The organism is Actinomadura sp. WMMB 499, assembly GCF_008824145.1.
GTDB lineage: Bacteria > Actinomycetota > Actinomycetes > Streptosporangiales > Streptosporangiaceae > Spirillospora.
The window spans coordinates 3,008,250-3,029,527 of sequence record NZ_CP044407.1 but is presented as its reverse complement, the minus strand read 5'-3'; the positions used below and the strand labels follow the sequence as shown (position 1 = coordinate 3,029,527).

General features: G+C 72.3%; 22 protein-coding genes. 12 read left to right on the top strand and 10 right to left on the bottom strand.

Going from position 1 to position 21,278, the window contains the following annotated elements:
* The first annotated feature begins 20 nt into the window (after positions 1–20).
* The gene (gene thpR / locus F7P10_RS13055) at positions 21–644 is read left to right on the top strand and encodes an RNA 2',3'-cyclic phosphodiesterase (RefSeq protein WP_151009587.1); all 624 of its coding nucleotides are present in this window, start codon (positions 21–23) and stop codon (positions 642–644) included.
* Here thpR and F7P10_RS13050 read toward each other — a convergent pair.
* Both F7P10_RS13050 and F7P10_RS13045 read right to left on the bottom strand, forming a co-directional pair.
* Complete coding sequence (locus F7P10_RS13050; protein ID WP_254716580.1) at positions 581–2,752, bottom strand: hypothetical protein; 2,172 nt, start codon at positions 2,750–2,752, stop codon at positions 581–583. The two genes, thpR and F7P10_RS13050, sit on opposite strands and share 64 nt — an antisense overlap.
* A 365-nt stretch (positions 2,753–3,117) precedes the next feature.
* Entirely contained in the window at positions 3,118–4,185 is a 1,068-nt protein-coding gene (locus F7P10_RS13045) for a hypothetical protein (RefSeq protein WP_151009586.1), read from the bottom strand.
* A 422-nt stretch (positions 4,186–4,607) separates the two neighbouring features.
* Between F7P10_RS13045 and F7P10_RS45070 the strand changes: the two genes are divergently transcribed.
* The 4 genes from F7P10_RS45070 to F7P10_RS13030 are packed head-to-tail and all read left to right on the top strand — an operon-like array spanning position 4,608 to position 7,394.
* Positions 4,608–4,733 (top strand): hypothetical protein, encoded by a 126-nt coding sequence (locus F7P10_RS45070; RefSeq protein WP_302851467.1) that lies wholly within the window; start codon positions 4,608–4,610, stop codon positions 4,731–4,733.
* Positions 4,733–5,923, top strand: coding sequence for a cupin domain-containing protein (locus F7P10_RS13040; RefSeq protein ID WP_151009585.1), 1,191 nt, complete (start codon positions 4,733–4,735; stop codon positions 5,921–5,923). The genes F7P10_RS45070 and F7P10_RS13040 overlap by 1 nt, the downstream gene beginning before the upstream one ends.
* A complete protein-coding gene (locus tag F7P10_RS13035) occupies positions 5,920–6,822 on the top strand; it encodes an aldo/keto reductase (protein ID WP_151009584.1) in 903 nt (300 codons plus the stop codon). The genes F7P10_RS13040 and F7P10_RS13035 overlap by 4 nt, the downstream gene beginning before the upstream one ends.
* Before the next feature lie 20 nt (positions 6,823–6,842).
* On the top strand, positions 6,843–7,394 hold the full coding sequence (locus tag F7P10_RS13030; RefSeq protein ID WP_218040480.1) for a GNAT family N-acetyltransferase: 552 nt from the start codon (positions 6,843–6,845) through the stop codon (positions 7,392–7,394).
* On the opposite strand, the gene F7P10_RS13025 is transcribed toward F7P10_RS13030, so the two are convergent.
* The 3 genes from F7P10_RS13025 to F7P10_RS42285 are packed head-to-tail and all read right to left on the bottom strand — an operon-like array spanning position 7,387 to position 9,600.
* Complete coding sequence (locus F7P10_RS13025; RefSeq protein WP_218040479.1) at positions 7,387–8,664, bottom strand: helix-turn-helix transcriptional regulator; 1,278 nt, start codon at positions 8,662–8,664, stop codon at positions 7,387–7,389. The two genes, F7P10_RS13030 and F7P10_RS13025, sit on opposite strands and share 8 nt — an antisense overlap.
* A gap of 46 nt (positions 8,665–8,710) precedes the next feature.
* Positions 8,711–9,322 carry an ATP-binding protein gene (locus tag F7P10_RS43260; RefSeq protein WP_218040478.1) on the bottom strand — a complete coding sequence of 204 codons (612 nt, stop codon included), beginning with the start codon at positions 9,320–9,322 and terminating at the stop codon, positions 8,711–8,713.
* Positions 9,319–9,600: a hypothetical protein gene (locus F7P10_RS42285; protein ID WP_176611448.1), complete on the bottom strand. Its 282-nt coding sequence runs from the start codon at positions 9,598–9,600 to the stop codon at positions 9,319–9,321. Before F7P10_RS42285 ends, F7P10_RS43260 begins: the two co-directional genes overlap by 4 nt.
* 207 nt (positions 9,601–9,807) lie before the next feature.
* Here F7P10_RS42285 and F7P10_RS13015 point away from each other — a divergent pair, with 207 nt between their 5' ends.
* On the top strand, positions 9,808–10,668 hold the full coding sequence (locus F7P10_RS13015) for a helix-turn-helix transcriptional regulator (RefSeq protein ID WP_151009582.1): 861 nt from the start codon (positions 9,808–9,810) through the stop codon (positions 10,666–10,668).
* A gap of 31 nt (positions 10,669–10,699) precedes the next feature.
* Positions 10,700–10,957 carry a DUF397 domain-containing protein gene (locus F7P10_RS13010; protein WP_151009581.1) on the top strand — a complete coding sequence of 86 codons (258 nt, stop codon included), beginning with the start codon at positions 10,700–10,702 and terminating at the stop codon, positions 10,955–10,957.
* Positions 10,958–11,023: 66 nt separating this feature from the next.
* Here F7P10_RS13010 and serC read toward each other — a convergent pair whose 3' ends face one another.
* The 3 genes from serC to F7P10_RS12995 all read right to left on the bottom strand — a co-directional run bounded on the left by serC (position 11,024) and on the right by F7P10_RS12995 (position 14,036).
* Positions 11,024–12,157: a phosphoserine transaminase gene (gene serC, locus F7P10_RS13005; RefSeq protein WP_151009580.1), complete on the bottom strand. Its 1,134-nt coding sequence runs from the start codon at positions 12,155–12,157 to the stop codon at positions 11,024–11,026.
* Positions 12,158–12,167: 10 nt separating this feature from the next.
* A complete protein-coding gene (locus F7P10_RS13000) occupies positions 12,168–12,560 on the bottom strand; it encodes a hypothetical protein (protein ID WP_151009579.1) in 393 nt (130 codons plus the stop codon).
* A 369-nt stretch (positions 12,561–12,929) separates the two neighbouring features.
* The gene (locus tag F7P10_RS12995; RefSeq protein WP_151009578.1) at positions 12,930–14,036 is read right to left on the bottom strand and encodes a citrate synthase 2; all 1,107 of its coding nucleotides are present in this window, start codon (positions 14,034–14,036) and stop codon (positions 12,930–12,932) included.
* Positions 14,037–14,130: 94 nt separating this feature from the next.
* Between F7P10_RS12995 and pdxH the strand changes: the two genes are divergently transcribed.
* The 4 genes from pdxH to F7P10_RS12975 all read left to right on the top strand — a co-directional run bounded on the left by pdxH (position 14,131) and on the right by F7P10_RS12975 (position 19,650).
* Positions 14,131–14,874, top strand: coding sequence for a pyridoxamine 5'-phosphate oxidase (gene pdxH, locus F7P10_RS12990; RefSeq protein ID WP_151009577.1), 744 nt, complete (start codon positions 14,131–14,133; stop codon positions 14,872–14,874).
* Positions 14,871–16,232: an MFS transporter gene (locus tag F7P10_RS12985; RefSeq protein WP_151009576.1), complete on the top strand. Its 1,362-nt coding sequence runs from the start codon at positions 14,871–14,873 to the stop codon at positions 16,230–16,232. Before pdxH ends, F7P10_RS12985 begins: the two co-directional genes overlap by 4 nt.
* Before the next feature lie 235 nt (positions 16,233–16,467).
* The gene (locus F7P10_RS12980; protein WP_151009575.1) at positions 16,468–17,169 is read left to right on the top strand and encodes a metal-dependent transcriptional regulator; all 702 of its coding nucleotides are present in this window, start codon (positions 16,468–16,470) and stop codon (positions 17,167–17,169) included.
* A 207-nt stretch (positions 17,170–17,376) separates the two neighbouring features.
* Entirely contained in the window at positions 17,377–19,650 is a 2,274-nt protein-coding gene (locus F7P10_RS12975) for a SpoIIE family protein phosphatase (protein WP_151009574.1), read from the top strand.
* A gap of 32 nt (positions 19,651–19,682) precedes the next feature.
* Here the strand turns inward: F7P10_RS12975 and F7P10_RS12970 are convergent, their stop codons facing one another.
* Together F7P10_RS12970 and F7P10_RS42280 are read right to left on the bottom strand one after the other, a co-directional pair.
* On the bottom strand, positions 19,683–20,432 hold the full coding sequence (locus tag F7P10_RS12970; protein ID WP_151009573.1) for a class I SAM-dependent methyltransferase: 750 nt from the start codon (positions 20,430–20,432) through the stop codon (positions 19,683–19,685).
* A 157-nt stretch (positions 20,433–20,589) separates the two neighbouring features.
* Positions 20,590–20,751, bottom strand: coding sequence for a hypothetical protein (locus tag F7P10_RS42280; protein WP_176611447.1), 162 nt, complete (start codon positions 20,749–20,751; stop codon positions 20,590–20,592).
* 104 nt (positions 20,752–20,855) lie between these two features.
* On the opposite strand from F7P10_RS42280, the gene F7P10_RS12965 reads away from it, so the two are divergent.
* A complete protein-coding gene (locus F7P10_RS12965; protein WP_254716579.1) occupies positions 20,856–21,254 on the top strand; it encodes a hypothetical protein in 399 nt (132 codons plus the stop codon).
* Positions 21,255–21,278 lie beyond the last annotated feature (24 nt).

The following is a 21,278-nucleotide window of genomic DNA, read 5'->3' as shown; positions in this document are numbered from 1 at the left end:
GTGGCTCTCGGGACGTGCACATGAGGCTATTCGTGGCGCTCGTACCGCCACCGGACATCCTGGACGAGCTCGAGGAGGCCGTCCGGCCGCACCGCGGCGACGTCCCCGAGCTGAGATGGACGCGGCGCGAGCAGCTCCATGTCACGCTGACGTTCCTCGGCGAGTTCGACGACCGGCGGCTCGACCGGCTCCTGCCCCGTTTGGAACGTGCCGTGCAGCGGCACGAGCGGATGGCGCTGTCGCTCGCCGGCGCGGGCGCGTTCCCCGGCGGCGGCGCGCACGCCCGCGTCCTGTGGACGGGCATCTACGGCGACCGGCGCGCCCTCGCCCGGCTCGCCGCGTCCACCACGGCCGCCGGACGGCGCGCCGGGATGCCGCCCGACAAGCACCGCGGGTTCCGCCCCCACCTGACGCTGGCGCGGTCGCGGCGGCCGCTGGACGTCCGCCCGCTGCTGGAGTCGCTGCAGGCGTTCGCCGGGGCGCCGTGGACGGCCGACTCGGTGCGGCTGGTGCGCAGCCACCTGCCCGGCAAGGAGCACACCGAGCCGGTGTACGAGCCGCTGAAGACGTGGTCGCTGCGTCAGAGCTCCGGCGGGGGCGGGGCCGGACGGTCCGCGTCCGGCGGGCCCCACGGGACGCCGTAGCGCTCGCAGGCGCGGCGCAGCTCGGCCAGGTCGGGCGGGAACGCGACCTGCCGCAGCACCCGGCCGGACGGCCCCCACGCCACCAGCCGCGGCATCCGCGCCGACGACTCGTCCACCCCGACGCCGCCGATCCGGTCGCGGGCCAGCTCCCACTCGACGCGGCCGCGCCGGGTGACGACCGCGAGACCGGCCGCCGACACCCGCAGCTGCGCCCGGTTCCGGTCGTACAGCCAGTTCCCGACGAGCCCCACCAGCGCCCCGGCGGGCACGGCCCAGCTCGCCACCAGGCTGAACCCGCCCAGCTCCGGGCCGAGCCACACCGCGCCGAGCAGCGCCGCCGCCTCGCACAGCGCGACGCTCATCGCGTACGTGCCGATCCGGGACCGGCGCGTCGCGTCCAGGGTCGCGCCCGGTGCGGCGGCCGGGCCGGGCGGGGCGTCCAGGTCCAGCGCGAACGCCCGCACGGCCGGGATGTCCTCGGTGTCGGCGTCGGCCCGGTCGTCGGCTCGGTCGTCCGGCCGGTCGGCGCGCTCGGACGGGCGCGCGTCCGTCCCGCCCTCCCGCGCGGCGCCCGGCGCGAGCGACGCGGGGGCCGGTTCGGTGTCCGGACCCGGATCGGCGAGCGTCGACACCGCCGAGTGGAACGCGGCGCTCAGGTACGCGTCGTACTCGGCGTCGTTGACCGGGAGGCCCTCGCGGCGGGCCGACTCGCGCAGGTCCGTCCGGGAGATCCGCAGCGCCGACAGCGGCGCCGCGAGCAGCTCGTCGCCGTCGGAGTCGTGCAGCCGCACCCACGCGTGCCCGGCGATCGTCAGCAGCTCGATCACGCCGAGATGCTCGCCCGGCACCTGCATGACGACGTCCCCGGCGGCGTCCGCCCAGCCCAGGCCGCCGTCCGCGACGACGAGCCGGCCGCCGGGCACCCACGGGAAGACGTCCGGCACCCGGTCCAGGCCGTAGTGCGGGCGGCGCGGCGGGCGCGCCCCCGGCGTGATCACCCGGTAGCCGTGGTCGTCGAGGGCGTGCGCGAGCTGGAAGCCGTCCAGGCCGTCCGCGGGCAGCCGCGCCAGCAGCTCCAGCCGGTGCCCGAATGCGAGCGCGGCCAGCTCGGCGCGCTGCGGCTCCCCGGACAGCGGGTCGGCCCGCAGTCCCGGCCCCACGACGAGCGCCGCGATCCGGTCGGCCGGGACCGCCAGCGGCGCCCGCCCGCCCGGCCGGGCCCGCACGAGCAGCCGCTCGGCCGAGATCGTCCACCGGACCTGCGCGGCCCGCGCCAGCCGCCGCCGCGCGGCCAGCACCCCGGCGATCGCGGCCACCGCCCAGCAGGCCGCGGCGAGCCGCGCGCCGAACGCGCCCGTCCCCTCGACCGCGATCCGCGCGATCATCACCGCGCCCAGCATCCCGGTCAGCGCGCCCAGCGCGGCGATCCGGCGGCGGCTCGGCAGCGGCGCCGGCGTGTCCAGCCGCACCTCGCCCCCCAGCCGGGGCAGGTGCTCGCCCGGCTCGTGCGCGGCGGCCAGCAGCGCCGCCTCCTGGTCCAGCAGCCGCTTCTCCGCGGCGTGGTCGCGCGGCAGCGCCCCGACGCTCGCCGGGCCGTCGTCCAGGCCGGGGACGCGCAGCGCCTCCTCGACGGCCGGGTCGAGCAGGTCGTCCGCCTCGCCGTCCAGCAGGTGCAGCGGGATCCCGAGCCGCCGCGCGGTGACGAACAGCGCGATCGGCTCCAGCCCCAGCGACGCCGTCGCGCCCACCGCCGTCCGGCCGAACCGGTGGAAGACGGTCAGCACGCCGTCGCCGGTCGTGACGGCGAGGGCGTCGATGCGGTCGCGTTCGTAGCGGGTGAGGGCGAGGCCGCCGGGACCGATGCGCTCCAGGCCGTCCGCCGACAGCCGCCAGTACGGGCGCGGGCGGCGGCGCCGCGCCTCCGGCAGCGCGCCCAGCAGCCAGGGGACGGCCGCGACGGCGACGATCAGCGCTGCCCACAGCCACACCGGACGGATCGGCATCAGCGCCAGCGCCGCCGCCCCGGCGGTGAACGGAACCGCGGCCACCGGCCGCCACCGCCCGCCGGTCCCCGCCAGGCCCACCAGCTCATCCTCCACAGCGCTCACGCTCCACCGCACTCACAGTCCACCGCGCCCACATCCCACGCACCGCCCACATGTCGCCCACGACCCGTGTGTCCCGCAGGTTCCGCGCATCGCTCACGTTTCGCATGTCGCCTACGTCCCGCGCGTCGCGCACGTCGCTCTTGTCCCACGTGTTCCGCAGGTGCCGCGCGTCCCGCGCGTCCCGCGGGTCGCCCACGTCCGCACGTCCCGCATATCGCCCCGGTTTCGCGCTTGGCGTGCGATCCGCCGCGTCCGCGTCCCACACGGCGCATCCTCACACGCGCCGCCGCGGGGACGCGGTGCCCTTCCGTGTTCCGGTGCCCTCATCGGAACGAACATGCCGCGCCGGGGACAGGTCGCCGGGGTCACGTGCGCCCCCTCCGGTTCCGCAGCCACCCGTACCCCGCCGCCCCCGCGATCGCGAGGGCGAGGAACAGGCCCACGCGCGTCCCGGACGCGTCGCGGCGGCCCTCCTCGGCGGCCTCGTCGCCGCCCCGGCCCTCCGGCGCGCCATCGCCCGGTCCGCCGCCCTGCGCGCTCTCCGGGGCCGGCAGCGCCTCCTCCGGCAGCGGCACCCGGTACACCGGCTGCTCCGCGCCCTCCGACGAGACGAGCACGCTCCGGCCGTCCGCCGTGTACGTGATCGCCTCGCCCTGCTCCTGGCCCGGCACGTCCACCGACCCGATCCGCTCGCCCGGACGGCCGTCCGCCCCGACCTCGTACACGCTCGCGCCGAAGTACGTGCGGATCACGCAGGTCCGGCCGTCGGGGGCGAACGCCGCGCCGGTCGCCATGGCGGGCGCGTCCGCGACCTCCCGCAGCGTGTTGTAGCCCCGCGTCCGCAGGTCCGCCGGGGCCTCGTACACCTTGCCGCCCCACAGCTTGCTGACCACGTAGATCCGGTTGGTCTTCGGGTTGATCATCATGCCTTCGGCGTTGCGCGGGCCGTCGGCGTACCGGACCTTGAACTCGGTGGCCGCCAGCGTCCGGTCGCGCAGCGTCCCCGGCTCGGGCACCCGGTAGATCGTCACGTGCGGCCAGGCGCCGCCGAGGTTGTCGCCGATGTCCGCCACGAAGATCGCCGGGCGGCCCCGCTCGTCCTCGCCGACCGCCATGGCCTCCCAGTCGCGGGCCCCCGCGCCGCTCAGCGTCAGAACGGCCCGGGTGCGCCCGTCGGGGCCGAGCGCGAAGATCTGCGGGACGCCGCCGGAGTCGTTGTGCGTGTAGACCACGCCGGAATGCCGGGCGCTCACCGCCAGCCCGCTGGACTCGGTGATGCGCGGGTCGCGGATCCGGAACTCCTCGGTCCCGTCGGCCGCCGCCGCCGGGGCGGCGTTGGGATCGGCCGTGGCAGGCGGCCCGAGCAGGGCGGCGCCGCCGACGGCGCCCGCCGCGACAAGTGACACGCTGAGAAAGCGGCGGTGGAACGGCATGTGCTGATCATCCCTGTCCTGCGCCGGACCCGCGACACGCGCCCGCCGCCCGTCCGGCCCCGCCCGGGGCCCACCGCCGGTCAACATGCCGATCAATTCAGCAGCGCGCCGATGACCACGGCTAGGACAAGCGCGGTCAGCACGGTGGGGAGCAACCATTGGGGCGCGCGATTCACACTTGCGAGCTTATTCGGCCCGGTGCCGCCCTCGAACCGCCCACCTGAGATGCGTGCGTCTCATCCAGAATGCGGCCCGGCGTTCCCCCGGGCTCGGACGCAGCCACCGTGATCACGGAGATTCTCCTCCGTCCAGCGGGTTTGCAGAATCTGCACGCGACCGTGCAACGGGTGGGATCGCTCTTGGCCCAGGCCGACGGTGCGGCGATGGTCGAGGTACCCAACCTCGGATGAGGGGAGCTCGACGTGGACCACTCCACTGTTCCCAGCGACGGCCTGATCGTGGCCGTCGAGGAGATCGTCGCGGCCCGAGGCCGCGCCACCCAGCCGTCGGACGGCGGCTCCTGCGGCAAGTCGGACGCTAACGACTGATGATCACCGACCTGGTGGGCCAGGTGCTGGGCGAGGACTTCCTCGCCCGGCACCTGGGCCGGACACACACGCTGCACCGCGCCCCCGACGGCCAGGAGGACCGGTTCGCGCATCTGCTCACCTGGCAGGCGCTCAACACCCTCCTGGGCACTCACCGGCTGGAGCCGCCCAGGCTCCGCCTGGCCAAGGACTCCGACACCATCCCCACCCATCTGTACTGCGAGCACCGCACCTTCCGGCGGATGCCCCCCTGGAACGCCCCGCTCGCTCACCTGGTCGCCGAACAACTCCGCAACGGCGCCACCCTGGTTCTGGACGCGATCGAGGAGATGCACCCGCCGATCGGCGACCTGCTGCACGCGTTGTCCCGTGACCTGCGCACCGGTGTCCAAGCCAATGCCTACGCATCCTGGACTTCGACGGAAGGATTCGGGACGCACTGGGACGACCACGACGTCATCGTCCTGCACATCTCCGGTGCCAAGCGGTGGCGGATCTACGGCCCGACCCGCCCGTCCCCGATGTACCGCGACACCGCCTTCGCAGACACCCCGCCCGACAAGCCGATAGAGGAGTTCACGCTGCGCGCCGGAGATGTGCTGCACATCCCGCGCGGCTGGTGGCATGCGGCCGCCGCGAGCGAGGGACAGCCGTCCCTGCATCTGTCATGCGGGCTCACCACCCACACGGGCATCGACCTTCTCGACTGGCTCGTCGACGACCTTCGCGGGCAGGACCTGCTGCGCGCCGACCTTCCACGCACACTCAGCACGCGGGAGCAGGCGCGGTGGCGCCACAAGGTCGGCGAGATCGTCACCGAACGGCTCAACGCCCCGGAGCTGATCGACGATTACCTCGCCGCCAGGGACATCGCCGACCGACCCGCCGCGGCCTTCAGCCTTCCCCTCGCCGTCCACCCGACCCTGCCCCCAGACCCTCACATCGACGTGCGGCTCACCGCGCCGCGGCCGGTCGTTACCACGGAAGCCGAGACCGTACAGCTGGAGGCCGGGCGAAAACGCTGGATCCTCGCGCGAGCGGCCGAACCGCTGGTCCAAGCCCTCGCTTCCGGCCGTCAGGCCAGTATCGGGGAACTGGCGGCCCTCACCTGCCTGACGCCCGAGCAGGTGGCGGAGATGGCGACCGAACTACTGCGCGCGGGCGTGCTCGAAGCCCAGGAGCGGTCGTGACGATCCTCGGGCTGGGCACTTACCGGTGCCGGGACGTCGGCCAGGCCGCTGAGGCTGCAGCCGCCCACGGCACGCCATGGATCGACACCGCCCCCGTCTACGGCGCGGGGGCGGCCCAGCCCGCCCTCGCCGGGACGCTGGCCGCATACCCGGCGATCGGCGTCTCGACGAAGGTCGGGTACATGACCGGGCGGCAGGCCGACGCGGCAGTGCGTGCGGGATGCCTCGATGTCGCCGATGCCGGTCACCGGTACTCGATCGCGCCGGACTACGTCGCCGTTCAGATCGAGGCGAACAGAGCCGAACTCGGCCGCCGTCGGCTGGACGTGTTGTACCTGCACAACCCCGAGTCCTGTTCGCACTACGATCCCCGGCGGCTTCACGAAGCGATCACCGCAGCGTTCGCGGTCTGTGAGCAGGCGGTCGAGGAGGGACGGATCACCGGATACGGGGTGTCGACCTGGGCGGGACTGGCCGACGGTGCGTTCACCGTCCCCGGCCTCCTGGAGGCCGCTTCCGCCGCTGCCGGCGGCGAGCATCACCTGACAGCAATTCAGCTGCCGGTCAGCCTGGTCCATCTCGGTGCGGTCCAGGAGGCGTTGCACGGCCGTGGGCCGCTGGTGCAGGCCGGCGGCGCGGGCCTTCGGATCTGGGCGTCCTCCCCGCTCCACGGGGCCGAGCTGGTTAGCCTGGTGGGCGCTGAGCTCGCGCATGCCATCCGGCCGGGCCTCGACCCGGTCCAGGCGGCATTGCTGGTGACCTCTTCGGTTCCGGCCGTTCATGGGGTTCTGCTGTCGGCGTCGACGGCAGGCCACTGGCTTCAGGCGCAGGAAGCCGTCCAGCTGCCGCCGCTGAACGGCGACGAGCTCGCTAGGGTGTGCGAGTTGCTGCGCGCCTGAACACGAAGAGGGAGAGAGCGTTGCAACTGGAGCGGCCCACACACGACCCGGCGGTCCTGCGGTCCTTCCTCGCCGCGATGCGCGAGTTCCAGGACGTCGATGACAGCCGCAAAGCCGACGGCTTCACCACCGACGAGTTGAGCGAGGGCGACCGGCTGGACCGGTACGTCGACGACCTGATCGCCGGACGCTACCCCAACCCGGTGAACGCGCCAGATGAGCCGGTGCCCTTCACTCTCTTGTGGGCGATCGACCGCGACGCTCCGGCCTCGGCCTACGTCGGGTCGGTCTGCGTGAACCATCGCCTCACCAGCGCACTGAAGCGGTGGGGTGGGCACATCGCCTACAACGTCCGGCCCAGCTTGCGACGCCGTGGCCATGCCACCGCCATGCTCGCCGCCGCCCTCCCGATCGCCCATGCCGCCGGAGTCGACCGGGCACTGCTCACCGTCCACGTCAACAACACCGGGTCACGGCGGGTGATCGACGCCAACGGCGGTGAGTTGGTCAACATCGACGGCAGCGCCTGCTACTACTGGATTCCCACTCGGGGCACCGCGCCGGTCAACTGATCGAGCATCGGATCGCCAGGCCCTGCAGTTCCGGCGACGTCCTTCCCGTCACCAGCAGACTGGAGACCAGATCCCGTACCGCGGGACGGGCGTGCGTCTCCTCCGGAGCGATCCGTTCGGCGGCCAACAGCGCCCTGACGCATTCCTCCCGGCGGCCCCACGTCCCGTAAGCGCGGGCCACGTCGGTGTAGTAGCGGGTCCGCCGTTCAACGGTCGGGAGCATCCGCGGATGAACCTTTTTCGCCGCCGCCACCGCCGCGCTCGGATCGCCTGCCCAGTGCTCGGCCGAAATCCGGTGCAGCTGGACGGCTGCTGTCCCGAAACCGCCGCCGTGGTCGCGTAGCAGGACCCCGCCGCCGATTCCTTGGGCGATCGACTCGGCCCGGTCGGTGAGCTTCCGCATCTCGGACCGGTCACCAGACCGCGCGGCGGTGTAGGCCGCGCTCATCACCAGCAGTCCACGCTCGGCATCGGCTCGGGGATCGTCGCCGTTGAGCCCCGGGCTCTCGGCGGCCGACAAGGCGATCGATGCCGCCTGCTCATACCAGCCCGCTTTGCGCGCCAAGACCGCCAGATTCCGAGCGGCTTCACCGGCGATCACCGGCGCCTCGCCAGAACTGGCGAGTATGCGGGCGCGGTCGGCGAACATCCAACCGAGCTGCTGATCATCTAGCTTGATCAGCATCCGTGTCGCGAGCGTATAGATCTCCGCCAGCAACGCACTGATCTGCGGATCCTCACCATTCTCTTTGGCAAGAGCGTGGCCGGTGGCCAGCAACTGAGGTAGGTCACCGGCGAGGCGGGTGAACCTGCAGGCGTCGAAGTCTCGGATCGACGCCGCCAGCTGGGTCCGCAGCATCTGCGGTGTTCCGTCCAACGGTGCGGGCCCTGATCCGAGAACCACGTCCCGCAGACGGCCGACCAGGAGGTCTCCAGGATTCGTCTCGGTCCGGGGAGCGGACGTCATTCCCGGGAGTGCGGCCACCGCAGTTACCGCGAGGTTGGTCAGGAGCTGCCTTCGGCGCACGGGATCATCCTCCAGCACTCGTGACTCGTTCGCCACGTTAGCCGCGATGCCCAACGCGGCGGCCGGGATCCCCAAGACGACGGACAACCGTTGCAGGGTCTCCAGATCACGCAACTGCTGCGTGCCCGACTCCAAACGAGAAATCCTCGAAGCCGAGCAGTGCAGCTCCTCACCCAACCTCTGTTGAGACCAGCCTCGACGAACTCGAGCATCCCGGACAATCTCGCCGAGCCGGTTGTTCACGACGCTCCGCTCCACCTGCCGCCGAGAGAACACAGAGAGTGCATCTTCACCATTCCCACGGCGGCGGCCGTAAGAACTCGCAAGTCGCCGACCATCGTGTTGCCGGGAAGGTGTGATCAGTGGTCGGTGGGGTGGGCGGCGTCGGCGGAGGGGGTCGGGGGCTCGCCGCGGTCGGCGAGCCCGGACGCGGCGGCGTCCTGGCCACCACGGGGGTCGGGGGCTCGTCGCGGCCCCCGTCGTAGCGTGCTTGGGACGGGCGTCGGCCGTCCCCGTGCGAGACCTCGAACCAGAAGCGCAGCCGTCCGTCGTCGAGCTGCTCGAAGCCCCAGGTACGGGTGAGCATCCGCATGATCGGCAAGCCGCGCCCGTGCACGCCGCCGGGGTCGTCGAGGTAGTGCGGGACCGTGTCCGCGCCGCCATCGGTGATCTCGATGCGGACGGCGCCGTCACTGACGTACGCGTCAACCTCCACGATGTCGCCGCCGCCGTGTACGACCGCGTTGGTGAGGGCCTCTGACAGCAGCAGGACGCTGTCGTCGCAGGCGGTGTGTCCCGGGCCGAGAAGGGGTTCGAGACGTCCGAGCAGCCAGCGGCGCCCGTTGGAGACGTTCTGCGGCGCCGACGGGATGACGCAGGTGCCCAGGTGCTTGCGCGTCACCGCCCTTTCACCGCCCACGCGACGTGCGCCGCGGCCTCGCCCGGGTCTTCGGCCATGCTCCAGCGGTCGCCGAAGGCGTAGAGCCACCGGCCGTGGTGGTCGACGGCCGCGACGCCGAGCCGCCGCTGGGGAGCGGCCGGATACGGCACCCACAGGACGCACTCGCCGCGCCGGGGGTTCGCGAGCAACGACGTGCAGTCCTGCCGCTCCCGCAGCGTGTAACACAAGTGGGCCAGAAGCCCGAACCGCACCGAGTGCGGCGATCGTTCGCTCGTCATGGTCGGGTCACCCTTCGTCCAGGCACGCGCGTGACCACGAACTCCCGACGAACTTCCGTGATCACGACAACACCGTGCGTGATGGTCGCTATGGTCAGAGTGTGCTTCGATGACGTCCAATATGCAAGAGAAACGAACTGAACTATCGCAGTTTGTTTCCCTTGAGCTTGGTGGCAGGTCGCCCGAATGCATCAAAAGGAGGACAAAATGACCGCCCGTAAGAGCCCTACGGTCCGCAAGCGCCGCGTGGCCGCAGAACTCCGCCGACTGCGTAAGGAGTCAGGTCTCACCCGTGAGCAGGTGGCCGAACGCATCGGTTGCGCACCCGTGACCATCACCCGGATCGAGACGGGACAGAGCGGCGCACGTGTCGGCGAGGTCGCCCTGATGCTGGAGGTATACGGCATCACCGGCGATGACCGCGAGGCATTCCTCCAGGTCGCCAAGGACGCCCGCAAGCGCGGGTGGTGGCACCCCTTCAGCTCCACGATGCCTAACTGGTTCCAGGTCTATGTCGGTCTCGAAGAAGAGGCGTCCTCGATCCAGGACTACCAGTCGGAGGTCATCCCTGGTCTCCTCCAAACTGAGGCATACGCCCGAGCAACCTACCTAGCCGAGCCGAGCATCCCGTCTGACGAGGAGATCGAGCGTCGGGTCGCACTTCGACAAGGACGCCAGAAGCGGCTCCTTGAGGCTGAGGATGCCCCGGCCATGTGGTTCGTCCTCAGCGAGGCAGGGATACGCCGCCTTGTAGGCGGTCGAGCCACCATGTGCGAGCAGTTGAACCTGCTCGCCGAGCTGTCACGCCGCCCGAACATCACAATCCAAGTACTTCCCTTCACCGCGGGAGCGCATCCGGCGATGCAAGGAGGCTTCACTCTCCTTGGCTTTCCCGAGCCCGCCGACCCGGACGTGGTGTACGTCGAATACCGACAGGGTGGCCTATACTTGGAGAAACTGGACGAAGTTGGCGGTTACCTCCAAATCTTCAATCACCTCCGCGCGCAAGCCTTTGGTCGCGACGACTCGCGCTACTTGATCACTTCAGCGACCGAAGAAATATCTTGAGTCCATCAACCTACGAAAGTACAGGTGGCCCATGGACATGACCCACGTCGTGTGGCGCAAGAGCAGACGCAGCACCGGCAACGGTGGTCAGTGCGTGGAAGTCGGCACTTGGCGAACGAGCAGCCGAAGCACACAGGAGGGCCACTGTGTTGAGGTGGCGTTCAATGAGGCGCTTGTGCTGGCGCGGGACTCCAAGGATCCGGGCGGGCCTGTCCTGGGCTTCGCCCCGGACGCCTGGAACGCCTTCCTCGGCACCGCGAAGACCGGACGGTTCGACCTTCCCCGCTGATCCGCCGCCCGTTGGGTTCCGGTGCCCGCCCGGGGGCCGCGAAGGTGCCCCCGGGCGGCCGGACGGTCAGAGCCGCTCGACGACGAAGTCGATGCAGGCCGTCAGCGCCTCCACGTCGGCCGGGTCGATCGCCGGGAACATGCCGATGCGCAGCTGGTTGCGGCCCAGCTTGCGGTACGGCTCGGTGTCGACGATCCCGTTCGCGCGCAGGATCTTCGCGACGGCCGCCGCGTCCACGTCGTCGTTGAAGTCGACCGTCCCGACGACGCGGGAGCGCTGCGCCGGGTCGGTCACGAACGGCGTCGTGTACGCGGTCTTCTCGGCCCACGTGTACAGCCGCTGGGACGAGTCGGCGGTGCGCGACGTCGTCCACTCCAGGCCGCCGTTCCCGTTCATCCACTCGATCTGCTCGGCGAGCAGCAGCAGCGTGGACACGGCCGGGGTGTTGTAGGTCTGGTCCTTGGCGGAGTTGTCCACGACGGTCTTCAGGTTGAAGAACTCCGGGACGTACCGGTCGGACTGGGCGATCTCCTCGATCCGCGCCAGCGCCGCCGGGGACGCCAGCCCGACCCACAGGCCGCCGTCGGAGGCGAAGCACTTCTGCGGCGCGAAGTAGTACACGTCGGTCTCGGCGACGTCCACGGGCAGGCCGCCCGCACCGGACGTCGCGTCCACCAGCACGAGCGCCTCGTCGGCGGTCGTGCCCGCCGGGCGCCGGATCGGCATCGCGACGCCGGTCGAGGTCTCGTTGTGGGTGAGCGCGTAGACGTCCACGCCCTCCTCGGCGGCCGGCTCGGGGTGCGTGCCGGGCTGCGCGGAGATGACGGTCGGTGCGCCCAGCCAGGGCGCGCCCGTGGTGACCTTGGCGAACTTGCTGGAGAACTCGCCGAACGTCAGGTGCTGCGACCGCTGCCGGACGAGGCCGAACGCGGCGGCGTCCCAGAACGCGGTGGTGCCGCCGTTGCTCAGCAGCACCTCGTACCCCTCGGGCAGGGAGAACAGCTGCGCCAGGCCCTCGCGGACCCGGCCGACCAGCGACTTCACCGGCTTCTGCCGGTGCGAGGTCCCCAGGTACGTCGAACCGGACCCGGCGAGCGCGGCGAGTTGCTCGGGACGGACCTTGGACGGACCGCACCCGAAGCGGCCGTCGGCGGGCTTGATGTCGGCGGGGATGTCTATGGCTGGATTCGCGTCGGTCACTCGCAGAAGGCTACTTCACCTGCTGCGGGCCGCGCCGGAGGACCCTCACGATGATGACGGCGAAGGCGATCCCGCAGGCGATGGCGAGCGCGCCGGGCGGGAACAGCCAGTCGTCGCCGCGCCGGTGCGCCTCCAGCGCCGTCCGTCCCGAGTCGTAGGTCATGAACGCCAGCAGGACGGCCGCGAGGAGGGCGGCGATCCGGCCCGCGGCGGCGTCGGTGCGGCGGCGCCGCCGCTCCCGCTCGGCCTCGTACCGGTGGATCGCGGCGCGCCGCTCGGCGGGGGAGCCGTAGTCGTAGGACGCGCCGAGCCCGGCGGAGCCGGTGCCCGACGTCGCGGACGCCGCGGGGCCGATGTCGCCTTCGAGCGGTTCGTCCTGGTGAAGCGTCGGTTCGTCGTTCACGTGCCCATGATGCCAAGCGAGCGCACGTCCCCGCAGTCGGCCGAACCTGGAAAGTTTCGGGCTATTTCGGACTCGCCTGCGTCCAATGATCCGAGGGCGACGGGGGTCCGGGCTTCGAGTCGCTCGTCGTCACCGCGCTGGATCGGCGATCAGCCCCCCGCAGGCCTTCTACTCCGACTACGATCCCATCGCCGGGGAACTGTCCGGACCGGACGGGGAGATCGAGGTCCTGCAGGTCTGCGGGAAGCTCATCGCGAAGGGGCAGGGGAAGGCGCAATGCCCGCCGGAGGCGGACAGGTAGGGGCCCGGAACGGGCGAGGCCCCCGGCGGACCGGGGGCCTGAGCACGTACGCTGTGAGGCGCGCCGGGCTAGGCGCGCTTGAGGACGTCCTGCGCACCGTGCACCGACTCGATCGAGCGGGTGCCGGGGCCGACGTACTTCGCGCTCGGCCGGACGAGACGTCCGGTGCGCTTCTGCTCGAGGATGTGCGCCGCCCAGCCGGCGGTGCGGCCGCACGTGAACATGGCGGGCATCATCGCCGTGGGGACGTCGGCGAAGTCCAGGATGACCGCGGCCCAGAACTCGACGTTCGTCTCGATGGGGCGGTCGGGGCGGCGCTCGCGCAGCTCGGCGAGGGCCGCGTCCTCCAGCGCCTTCGCGGCCTCGAAGCGCGGCGCGTCCAGCTCCTTGGCGGTACGGCGCAGCACGCGGGCGCGCGGGTCCTCGGCGCGGTAGACGCGGTGGCCGAAGCCCATCAGCCGCTCGCCCGAGTCGAGGATGCCGGCGACGACCTTGCGGGCGTCCCCGAGCTGCTCCACCTTCTCGATCATCGGCAGGACGCGGGCGGGGGCGCCGCCGTGCAGCGGGCCGGACATCGCGCCGATCGCGCCGGAGATGCTCGCCGCGACGTCCGCCCCGGTGGAGGCGATGACGCGCGCGGTGAACGTCGAGGCGTTCATGCCGTGCTCGGCGGCCGAGACCCAGTAGGCGTCGATGGCGGCGACGTGCTTGGGGTCGGGCTCGCCGCGCCAGCGGACCATGAACCGCTCGGTGATCGTCTTCGCCTCGTCGATTCGCGCCTGCGGGACCATGGGGACGCCGACGCCGCGCGCGGACTGCGCCACGAACGACAGGGCGGTCACCGACACGCGGGCGAGGTCGGCGCGGGCCTCCTCGTCGGTGATGTCCAGCAGCGGGCGCATCCCGTACGCGGGCGCGAGGGTCGGGAGCGCGCTCTGCACGTCGACGCGGACGTCGCCGGAGGTGACCGGCAGGAGGTGGGGGTCGGCGGGCGCCAGGCCGGGGTCGAAGCTGTCGTCGACCAGCAGGCCCCAGGCGTCGCCGAAGGAGACGCGGCCGACGAGATCCTCGATGTCCACGCCCCGGTACCGGAGGGCGCCGCCCTCCTTGTCCGGTTCGGCGATCTCCGTCTCGAAGGCAACGACCCCCTCGAGACCAGGTTTGAAGTCGGACATGTACGTCCTGCCTTTCGTCCCCAGAGCTGATAAGGCGGTGCCGTGCCATTGAACCCTGTCCGCCTTACTGACCAGTACCCAGGGGTCCCGTGAGATGCACAATCCCCTGGTGGGAGGCTCGGACGCTGTGGATCCCGCAACGCCCGACCCCGCACGGCTCCGCAGATCCTACGAGGGAGGCGATTTGTCCGAGTCGGCGCTCCCCTCCGACCCGCTGGCGCTGTTCGCCGCCTGGTTCACCGAGGTGCACGACTCCGGGCTGGCCGAACCGAACGCGATGGTGCTCGCCACGGCGTCCGCCGACGGCATGCCGAGCGCCCGGACCGTCCTGCTCAAGGGGTACGGGCCCCGCGGCTTCCGCTTCTTCACGAACCTGACCTCCGACAAGGCGCGCGACCTCGCCGGGAACCCGCGCGGCGCGGTCGTCTTCCCCTGGCACGCGCTGCACCGGCAGGTGCGCCTCGCGGGCCCGGTCGTCCAGCTGTCGCGCGAGGAGTCGGCCGCCTACTTCCGGACGCGCCCGTACGGTTCGCGCATCGGGGCGTGGGCCAGCGAGCACCAGTCCGGCGTGATCTCCGGACGGGAGGAGCTGGAGGCCAGGTTCGCCGAGCTGGCCGCCCGGTGGCCGGAACCGGACGCCGCCTCCGCCGAGCCCGGCGCCGTCCCGCTGCCGGACTTCTGGGGCGGGTACCGGCTCGTCCCCGCCGCGATCGAGTTCTGGCAGGGCCGCGGCGACCGCCTCCACGACCGCATCAGGTACAGCCGCGACCTCCCTCCACAGGCTGTGGACGACCCCGGAGCCGCCACGCCCTGGACGGCGGTAAGACTGTCTCCGTGACATCGGAACAGCAGCCAACCCCCGCCGACGCTCCTGACAATCCCGAGGGCGAAGGCGACGAATCCGAGCAATCCGGTCCCGCCGCGGGCAAGGGGCGCCCGCCCGGACGGGGCCGCGGCGGGTGGCGGCGGGTCGCGATCGACACCCGGCCGCTGGGCCACCCCGCCTACCGGCGGCTGTGGCTTGGACAGGGCGTGTCGTTCATCGGCTTCCAGGTGACGTCGGTCGCCGTTCCGGTGCAGGTGTACGACATGACCGGATCGTCGTTCTGGGTCGGCGCGCTCGGCTTCGTCAACCTCGTCCCGCTGATCGTGTTCGGGCTGTGGGGCGGCGCCGTCGCCGACCACATGGACCGCCGCAGGCTGCTGTTCGCCGCGTCCTGCGTGATGTGGGCCGCCACGCTGCTGCTGTTCGTCCAGGCACTGCTCGGCCTGGACAACCTGTGGCTGCTGATGGCGGTGGTCGCCGTGCAGGCGATGGGGTTCGCCGTGTCGTCGCCGACGCGCAGCGCGATCATCCCCCGGCTGATGGAGCGGTCCCTCATCCCGGCCGCGAACACCCTCAACTTCACCGTGATGCAGGGCGGCGCGTTCCTCGGGCCGCTGCTGGCCGGGGTGATCCTCGCGAGCTGGAACTACGCCGCCGCCTACGCGCTGGACGCCGTCCTGTTCACGTTCGTCCTGTACGCGGCGCTGCGGCTGCCGCCCGTCCCGCCGCTCGGCGACCTCGCCGGCACGCCGGGGCTGCGCTCGGTCATCGACGGGCTGCGCTTCCTGGCCACCCAGCCGGTGCTGCTGATGTCGTTCGTCGTCGACATCATCGCGATGGGCGTCGCGATGCCGCGGGCGCTGTTCCCCGAGGTCGCCGACGCCCGGTTCGGCGGCGAGGGCGCCGTCGGCTGGCTGTTCGCCGCGATCGCGCTCGGCGCCGTCGCCGGCGGGCTGCTGTCAGGCTGGGTCGGACGGGTGCGGCGGCAGGGTGCCGCGCTCGTCGCGTCGATCGTCGTGTGGGGGCTGGCCGTCGCCGCCGCCGGGCTCGCGCACTCGCTGTGGCTGGCCGTCGTGCTGCTCGCGCTCGGCGGCGTCGCCGACCTGATCTCGTCGGTGTTCCGGCAGACGATCCTGCAGACGTACGCGCCCGACCACATGCGCGGCCGCCTGCAGGGCGTGTTCACGGTCGTCGTCGCGGGCGGCCCCCGGCTGGGCGACGTCCGCGCGGGCGCGACCGCCACCGTCACGGGCGCGACCGTCTCGTGGGTGGGCGGCGGCGTGGCCTGCGCGATCCTCGTGATCGTGGTGGGCCTCGCCGTCCCCGCGCTGCTGCGCTACGACACCCGGACGGCCGCGCCCGTCCGGTAGCAGCGCCCGTCCGGTAGCCGGGCGCGGGCGGGTCGGTCGGGTGCCCGGCGCGGCGGCGGCGATCCGCAGGTCGGAGCCGGTCCCGCCGGGGCGGCCCGGCGGAACGTTCCGGCGTCGCGGGAAGTTCTCACGTTCATCTCGCGTTACCCGGAACCCGCTCTCGCGGGGTTGCCCGGTCGCCCGCCGACGAGGCCGCCGAGCAAGTAGACTCGCCACCATAAGACTGGAGGGAGCTGTGACCTCACACGGCCTGATCGATACCACGGAGATGTACCTCCGAACGGTGTTCGAACTCGAAGAGGAGGGGATCATTCCCCTTCGCGCGCGCATCGCCGAACGGCTCTCCCAGAGCGGTCCGACGGTCAGTCAGACGGTCGCGCGCATGGAGCGGGACGGCCTCCTGCGGGTCGAGGGGGACCGGCACCTCGAACTGACCGACAGCGGCCGCGGTCTCGCGACGCGCGTCATGCGCAAGCACCGGCTCGCCGAGTGCCTGCTGGTGAACGTCATCGGCCTGCCCTGGGAGGACGTCCACATCGAGGCGTGCCGCTGGGAGCACGTCATGTCCGAGGACGTCGAACGCAGGCTCGTCGCGCTGCTGGACAACCCGACCACCTGCCCGCACGGCAACCCGATCCCCGGCATGGACGAGCTGGGCGGGAGCCGCGCGGACGTGCAGAGCACGCCGCTGTCGGTGATGACCGCCGTCGCGAGCCCGTCCGGCTCCGGGGCCGTCATCCGGCGGATCAGCGAGCAGGTGCAGAGCGACAGCGACCTGATGCTTAGACTCAAGCAGATCGGGATACAACCGGGACGAGAGGTGACTCTTCGGGCGACCGATGACGGGGTGCGGGTGACCTGTGACGACGAGGCCGACGGTCCTGAGACGGAACTGCCGCGCGACATCGCCGAGCACGTGTTCGTCAGCCGCGCCTGAGCGTCGCCGCGTGCCCTCCCCGGCCCCCGCTCCGCAGGTCTATACCGAAGATCTCCTTACCGACGTGCCTTTCGGGCGTATCCCGGCGGCCGTTTCGTCGTTCAATACGAGGGGAGAGGCGCGCGCGGCATCCGCACCGCGACGCCGGGTGATCACCGGCGCGCGCGGCGCGGGCGGGCGAGGAACGCAAGTGATCGGGATGGGGAGATGAAGCGTTGGGGGGAAGCGCCCGTGGAGGCGCACCTGCCGCCCGAGACCGTCCTCAACCAGATGGAGATGGCGGTCATCGTCTGCGACCGCTTCTCCAACGTCATCTACGGCAACTCGTTCGCGCGGCAGCTGTTCGGGTTCGGCGGCGACGAGATCATCGGGCATTCGGTGCTGTCCCTCGGCATCGCCGAGGAGGACCACGAGCAGGCCACCGAGCTGGCCAAGCACGTCCTCAAGGGCGGCGTGTGGGAGGGCACCTTCTGCAACCTGCGCGCCGACGGCACCACCGTCTACACCCGTGCCCACGCGGTGCCGCTGCGGCACCCGTCCGGCGCGGTCGACGGCGTCGTGATCTTCGCCCGGGAGGCGCTGCGCTCCAACCAGCGCGAGCAGGACCGGTACGGCCTCCTCGAGCGGATCGGCGAGCGCCTCGCCGGCTCCCTCGAACTCGAGACGACCCTGCGCCGCGTCGCCGACACGCTCGTCCCGCAGTTCGCCGACCACTGCTTCATCGACCTGTACAGCGGCGACCGCCTGCACCGGCGGGTGTCCCGGCACGCCGGCGGCTGGGAGCCGCCGCCCGGCACGTGGGCCGAGGTCGGCGAGCCCGTCTCCTACCCGCCCAGCCACTTCAGCGCCAAGGCGATGGCCCGCCGCGACGCCGTCCTGGTCGAGGACCTGATGCACTACCGGTTCGCGGCGCCGTCCGAGTCGTCCAAGCGGCTCGGCGACGCGATGGGCATCACCTCGGTGATCTCCGCGCCGCTGCTCGTCCGGGGCGAGCTGCTCGGCGTGATGAGCCTCGCGCTGTCGAACCTGTCGAAGCGTCCCGACCCGCACTACGACGGCTTCGACCGCGACCTCCTCGGCGCCATCGCCGGGCGCGTCGCCCTCGCCGTCGACAACGCGATGCTGTTCGAGGAGGAGCGCGAGACCGCCCTCGCGTTCCAGAAGCACCTCCTGCCCGGCGACCGCCCGCCGCCGCTGGACGGCCTGCAGGTCGCGTGGCGGTACGAACCGGCCCGTCCCCTCGAATCCCACGGGCACGGCATCCAGACGCAGGTCGGCGGCGACTGGTACGACGTCATCCCGCTGTCCGCGGGCCGCGTGGGCCTCGTCATCGGCGACGTCGAGGGCCGCGGCGCCCGCGCCGCCGCCGTGATGGGGCAGCTCCGCGCCGCGCTGCGCGCCTTCGCCCAGGACGACAAGCCGCCCGCCGACATCCTGCGCAAGCTCGACGAATGGGTCCGCACCATGACCCGTCCCGAGCGCATGCGGTCCGGCTGGAACAGCGACGACTCCGTCCGCCCGCCGCTCGTCTCCTGCACCTACTTCGTGTACGACGCCTGGTCGCGCGTCCTGGAGTTCGCCAACGCCGGGCACGACCCGCCGCTGCTGATCGTGGACGGCCAGGTCAGCGAGCTCGACTTCGAGAGCGAGGGCGGCATGCTCGGGCTGCGCGCCCCCGGCATGGGCGGCGAGATCCTCTTCAACGAGGAGACCACCGAGCTCAAGCCCGGCTCCACCCTCGTGCTGTACACCGACGGGCTCATCGACCGGCGCCCCAGGGACGACGGCGAGTACTTCACCCGCGAGGAGTGCCGCGCCCGCGTCCGCGCCGCCGTCGCCGACGTCGCCCGCGGCGGCGTCGAGGCCATCGCGAACGCCGCCTACGACGCCGTCCCCGGCGACATCGACGACGACGTCGCCATCGTCGTGATCCGTACCGCCCCCGACGAGCTCGGCGTCGTCGAACGCACCTTCCCCGCCGAGCCGATCATGGTCTCGGAGGCCCGCCGGATGGCCGCCGACGCGTTCGCCTCCTGGAGCATGCACGACGAGCAGGCCGAACTCGCGTGCCTGCTGGTGTCGGAGGTCGTCACCAACGTCGTCCTGCACGCCACCACGACGCCCGCGCCCCGCCGCGAGCCCGCCGTCCCGATCCTCGCCGGGATGGAGCCGCTCGGCGCGCCCGTCCAGTTCGACACCGACATGGTCGACTCCTTCGACGAGGACGACTGGAACCTCGGTGCCGACCTCGGCCGCCGCGAGCCCCCGACCAAGGAGTTCCGGCTCCGCCTCCGCCGCGGCGCCGACGCCGTCTGGGTCGAGGTGTTCGACACCGACATGCGGCTCCCGCGCATCCGCAGCGCCGGCGAGACCGACGAGGGCGGCCGCGGCCTCTACCTCGTCGACCAGCTCGCCACCCGCTGGGGCGCGCGCCCCACGAGCGACGGCAAAGCCGTCTGGTTCGAACTGCGCCTCGGCTGATCCCGCCGCCCGCCGGGGCCTGTCGCCGACGCCTAAGCCAAGAGGACGTGCGCCCAGGTTTGGGTGAACCAGAGTTCGCCGCCGATGATGCGGGGCTTGGCGCCGGTGCGGGGGCCGCCGTCGACCTCGTCGAGGAGTTCCTCGCGGACGCGGTCGGCGGCGTCCGGGTCCGGGGCGTCGGCGAGCCAGGGCTCGGCGGGACGCTCGACGGTGAAGACGTCGAGACGGCGGATGGCGCCGCCCGCGGTGGTGATCATCTCGGTGAGGCGGGCGATCGACGGGATGCCGGGGTGGTCGGGGTCGCGGAGCCGCTCGATGCGGTCGCGCGAGGTGCCGGCGAGGTTGCCGCGGACGAGATCGGCCATGATCAGGCGCCCGCCCGGACGCCGGACGCGCAGGAGTTCGCGCAGGACGTCGTGCGGGTCGCCGAGCGCGTAGAGCGCGAACCGCGCGGTGACGAGGGAGAACGAGCCGTCCGGGTAGGGCAGGGCCGTCGCGTCGGCGCGGACGGTCTCGTGGCCGGCCTCGGCGGCGCGGGGCCGCGCGGCGGGGGCCTCGAGCGCGTCGCCGGGCATGCGGACTGGCCCGGTGTGGAACGCGCGGCCGTCGCGGGCGGCGTCCACCGCGGTGAGGCGGCGGACGCGCGGCGCGAGCACGGCGGGCAGCGGGCCGCGCCCGCGCGCGACGTCCAGGCAGACGTCGCCCGGGTGCGGGTCGACGAAGTCCAGCAGCCGTTTCAGGTGCGAGGCGATCTCGGGGACGACGGTCGCCGGATGCGGCACTGCGGGGCTCCCCTCGGTCCGGCCATGCCGCACGGGGTCGCGGTCGTGGACGGGCGCGCGTCCAGACCGGCGGTGCGGCCGGTTCGTCAGGTATGACTCGCCGCCGGGTCGGTAAGTTCGGGCGCCGGGGAAATAATCTGAACGCGCCCGCCGCGCGTCAGTCCGGCAGTTGGCTCCCGTACAGGGTGAGCGCCACCAGCACGAACACGGTGATGACCGCGATGCGGGTGGGCATGGGCAGGCGCATCTTCACCGCCGCCCAGCGGATCGCGAACGAGACGAGCAGGGCCGTCACGACGAGGGCCGCGATGCCTTCCATGGTCACCTTCTCTGGGGAGAGAACCGCCTCCCTAGACGATAGCCGTGTAAGCAGTGGGTTACCCGCGGGTCGGGCTCGCGGGGCGGGCCGCTACCCTCGCGGTTGTGGCAGATGCGAATGAAGTGGACGAGCGGGACAAGGTCGACGAGCTGATGGTGCAGATGGCGCGCAGCCGGGTGGCGCTGGGCGTCACGGCGTTCGCCGCGCCCGCGCTGACCGTCCGGCTGATGGGGATGGGCCGCGGCGCGGACGCCGGCCGCGACTACGTCACCCGGATGTTCGCCGCGCGGGAGATCGCCCTCGGGGCGGGCTACCTGCTGAGCGGCGAGGACGGGCGCAAGCTGTGGGCCCGGCTCGGGCTCGGGGTGGACGTCCTCGACACGGTGACCGGGCTGCGCGCCCGCAAGGGCCTGCCGCTGTGGGTGGCCGGGGGCGCGCTGGCGGTGTCCGGGAGCGCGGTGGCGCTGGGCGCCGCGAAGGTCGCGCGGGACGTGCTGCGGTGACGTGATCCCGCCGGGCTCGTGGGT